Source organism: Bacteroides sp. (assembly GCA_036351255.1).
In the GTDB taxonomy this organism is placed as follows: Bacteria; Bacteroidota; Bacteroidia; order Bacteroidales; family UBA7960; genus UBA7960.
On sequence record JAZBOS010000014.1, the window covers coordinates 1 to 4151 of the forward strand.

Here is a 4151-nt window from a genome sequence, read left to right on the forward strand (position 1 = left end):
CATTTATGCTATTTATTTTCCTTCTTTGAATTTTTTAGTGCTTTTTCTTTTTGATCCAGATGAAATGATTGATTCATTTTTTCTTAATTGCCCTCAATAAGAGGTTTGAAGTTGCTGGCAGGCCGATTGCCTTTTTTGACGACCTGAATCTAAATCACGGTGGTTCAGGAAAGCCGTGAAATCCAGACCTGATTAAACCATAAAACGGTGAAATCCTTTTATTAATAAAAAAGAATATCCGGATTGGTTTTGCAGAATTAGCGGTCTGGTTATTCAATCGCCGAATGGAAATTGGAAGTTTTTCTTGTAACCAAAGATTGAAGAAAAAGGTGCATCTTGATGGTTATTATTTGAACAGACTTCCCTGGTAAGAAGAATATTTAATCAGCAGTTCATTTTTTTGTGTCAAAGGCTGGATAAAATCTGGTTGTAATCAGAAAAAGATGACGATACGGGATGGACAACAGAGAAGAGGGTTTGGGTTCAATTGCGTTTCAACAGTATGGTTAGATTTCAGTGCTTCTGATTATCTTTGCAAACAGGATGCCTTGCAGGCAGCGTATCATCGGATCAGGAAGTATTTGGCCGGTTTGACTGCGGGGGCGATAATCAAATGAATGTTATGAAAAGAATTTTTCGTCTCAGCTTTTTTCTTATTCTTGTTCTGGGGTTTTCAGGATGCGCTTTGTTGAGGCCTTTACAGAAGAGCCAGATCATTTCTGTGTTTCATCTGATCGAGACAGGCAAATACAACGAGGCTAGAGGGGCTGTCGAGGAAATGATCAACAACGAGGAGTCAGCCGAATGGGCCAAGGTATGGTATGCCCGGGGATTACTGAGCCAGACGGCTTACCGCGAAGGAATCAAAAAGAATGATAAGAAATTATCAGAGCTTTATCCCGACCAATTGTATGTGGCGTTTGATTCTTATGAGCGGGCCGTTGAGCTGGATAAAAGGGGAAGGCTGGAGAAGCAACTGAAACCTCATTATGTATTGCTGGTCAATGATTTTCAGCAATTGGGAGAGAAGGAGTTTAAGGCAGGGAACTACCCCGAATCTTTGAAGGCTTTTGAGCATGCCCTTTGCATCCGTGATCTGGCTGAATTTTCAGCTGGGATAGACACAAGTCTTGTTTTCAATGCCGCCCTGGCAGCTTATGAAGGAGGGAACTGGGGAAAGGCATCACAGCATCTGGAACGTTTGCACAAACTTGAGCATTCACCCAATGTTACCCATCTTTTGTATGATTCCCGCCTTTCGGCCGGCGATACCCTCACTGCAAGGCAAGTCCTTGAAGAGGGTATTGATATCTTTGAAGAGGAGGAAACCCTGGTATTGGTGCTGGCTGACCTCCTGGTCAGGCTGGACCTTTCGAAAGAAGCCATCGGGGTGCTCGATGCTGCTCTTGAACGTACACCTGATAAGGCCGTGTTTCATAACACCAAGGGATTGATTTACCAGAAAGATGAGGATTATCAGCAGGCTATTGACGCTTATGAGCAGGCCATTGAACTTGATCCTGAAGATCTGATGGCATTCCTGAATATTGCCACTTGTTACTACAACATCGGTGTGGAGATTGAAGAAGCCACCCTTAATATGACCAACATTTATCTAGTGCAGCGTGAGAAGGAGAAGTCGGCTGAAGCTCTGGAGGCCGCCCTGGAGTGGCTCGACAAAGTATACGAAAAAGAACCAGAGGACCCTGAAGTCCGCAACCGGCTTTTTGAGCTTTATCGTTTACTGCGTATCAACGACAAGGTAAATTCTCTTGAAAACAATCGCCGCTAACCTGCTACAGCCTGAAAGAAAAAGTCAGGCCCAAGAACTGATTAAACTGGGCCTTGGCAACCTTATAGGGTGTCTCATCGGGCAGCAGGACCGGTTCTCCGGCAGCATTCAATACCGGGAAACGGACATCATCATCATAAATCAGGTGCAGATTCAGCCTGATGGAGAACAGATAGCTGATTTGTTTCTCGAGGCTCATTTCCCAGTCCACGTCAATGTTCCGAGGTTTCTCAAGGTAGCTGGAGAATAGTCTGATATTGTTGTTGATATTTAAATCATCCAACAGGGTCATGCTGTTTTTGATCACGATTTGTCCTCCCATTTCTTGTCGTGACCGTTGGCCTGTCTCAATCCCGTGATTGGTTTGGTTGATATGGATGGTATCGAGCACAAAGGTATTCCTGTAGGAAAGGGGGGAGAAGTTGATCAGGGTTTTCTTGATCGGCTCATATTCAAAACCTATGCCGATGGTAAAAGTACCGGGGTTGAGAAATTTGGAGATTACTACAGTATCGGTAGGCGATTTATAGCCTTCAGCCACCTGGGTTTTCCCGTAGAATACGGCGCTGAAGTCGAATTTTTCCCGGAGTTTTCGGTTGTACTGCGAGTTGAGCTCGATCATATCGGTACTGGTCCTGAATCCCCGTTCCTTTGTCCGGATGGTGCCATAGCGGATGCGGCCGGTGTTGGTCCACTGATCTTTGTTTTCCTTATTGGTGTATTTGACGGTGCCGGTGATGTCCAGCATGCCCGAAAGGGAACTTTCGCCCCCGCGCGACCAGTTGGAGAGGAAGTTCTGGTTCATGGAGAAAGCATTGACAAGGCTGTAGTCCCAGTAAATGGGGATCTCCTTCATGGGAGTAAGGCTGGCTAAGGTTCTTTCAGGTCTAGCCGTGGGAATGACCATATCATCGGCAGTCCTTTTCTCTAGTCGTTCAACATAGATCTCATCCTCGAGGACGACGGTCAGGTCGTACTTTGAAGGGTTGGCCATCCATACGGTTACGGAGTCATTTCGCGAGTTTTTCACCCAGTAACGGTAGGGGTCCCTGGCGGTCGTGCTTAGCCAGAAAGGAGTTTGCTGGCCTTCAATGTTTTGGACATGCAGAAGAATGGAATCGCGCTGGATGGTATGATTGATGAGGGTTTCAATAGCCAGGCCCAGGGAGTCAGGGAGGTTTTCATGAGGAACGATGTGGAAGGGAGATTCCTCATTGGCCAAAATAACCCTTATGGATTCAGTAAAAACGATACCGGTTGAATCGGGAAGGAATTTGACACCTTTACGACTCCTTGGGGGAAGAATGGGAGGCGTAATCAAATCGTCCTCCATTTCGTAAATCTGTACATTTTTTAATGCCAGGTAACGGGTGTCGATCACCGTTTGGGTCAGGGTGTCCTTTACCTGGAGCAGGGAGTCGATGAGTGGTTGGAATTCTGGCATCAGCTTAAGACTATTGACGGAGAGAGAGTCAATGATCGTCATGACAAGGGTGGTGTAGGTCACATAAGGGTCTTTTTCAAGGGGGATGGTATCGACAATGAAAGTGGTGGGTGCAAGCCAGCGAATGGGGATTGTGTCGTGATGAATAATCCAGCCGGGGTTTATCCGGACGGAGTCAAAGGGATAGGTATTGAGTCGTTTTTCGAGGCTGTCAAAAGGTTCTTTATAATGATCCACAAGTCTTTTCAGTGACAGGAGCAGGGTGTCGTCATCATTTTTCCATAATTTTTCATTGTCTACCAGGTTCTGAATATAGCCAGAAGCCATTCCAGGAGTAAAGGGTAAAGGTTGAATGTCAAGACTGTCTGGTGGGAGGTTAGGGGTTTGATTTCGGTTCTGGGCAAAAGCCTGTGAGGCTGCAAGCCATCCAAAGAAGAAAAGAAGCAAAAAAGCTGTTTTGCGCATATAGCCTTGAAATTTAAAAGAACAAAAGCAGGTGCGAAAAATAGGTGTTTTTTATTTAACGGGGGCTTCCCTTTAATATTTTGCGAATCCAGGCACCCCGAAAACCGGGATAGAGTTTAATTATGAAAAAAACCGCCCTGCCATAACTGGCGGGGCGGAGCGTTTTTTAATCTATGGCGGGTTTACGCATCTATGTTAGCGTATTTGGCATTGCGTTCGATAAATTCTCGTCGCGGGGGAACTTCATCACCCATCAACATGGAGAAGGTGCGGTTGGCTTCTGCGGCGTTCTCGATATCGACCTGTCGCAGCAACCGAAATTCAGGGTTCATCGTGGTGACCCAAAGTTGTTCAGCGTTCATCTCACCCAAACCTTTGTAACGCTGGATGTGAATCCCTGATTCTCTTCCTTCCTGACTGAATTCAGCAACAATAGATTTACGTTCGTCC

3 protein-coding genes are annotated in these 4151 nt (G+C 45.8%); 1 reads left to right on the forward strand and 2 read right to left on the reverse strand.

Translation table 11 applies throughout. The annotated features are described in order from the left end of the window. Positions 1-622 precede the first annotated feature (622 nt). Entirely contained in the window at positions 623-1792 is a 1170-nt protein-coding gene (locus tag V2I46_00995) for a tetratricopeptide repeat protein (GenBank protein MEE4176063.1), read from the forward strand. A 4-nt stretch (positions 1793-1796) separates the two neighbouring features. On the opposite strand, the gene V2I46_01000 is transcribed toward V2I46_00995, so the two are convergent. Together V2I46_01000 and V2I46_01005 are read right to left on the reverse strand one after the other, a co-directional pair. Next, the gene (locus V2I46_01000; protein ID MEE4176064.1) at positions 1797-3701 is read right to left on the reverse strand and encodes a DUF3078 domain-containing protein; all 1905 of its coding nucleotides are present in this window, start codon (positions 3699-3701) and stop codon (positions 1797-1799) included. A 182-nt stretch (positions 3702-3883) separates the two neighbouring features. Then, on the reverse strand, positions 3884-4151 hold a 268-nt coding region (locus V2I46_01005), incomplete at its 5' end, for a DNA topoisomerase IV subunit B (GenBank protein ID MEE4176065.1).

Coding starts and splice junctions, on each gene's coding strand:
- V2I46_00995 (MEE4176063.1), top strand. CDS start 623: ATGAAAAGAATTTTTCGTCTCAGCTTTTTTCTTATTCTTGTTCTGGGG.
- V2I46_01000 (MEE4176064.1), bottom strand. CDS start 3,701: ATGCGCAAAACAGCTTTTTTGCTTCTTTTCTTCTTTGGATGGCTTGCA.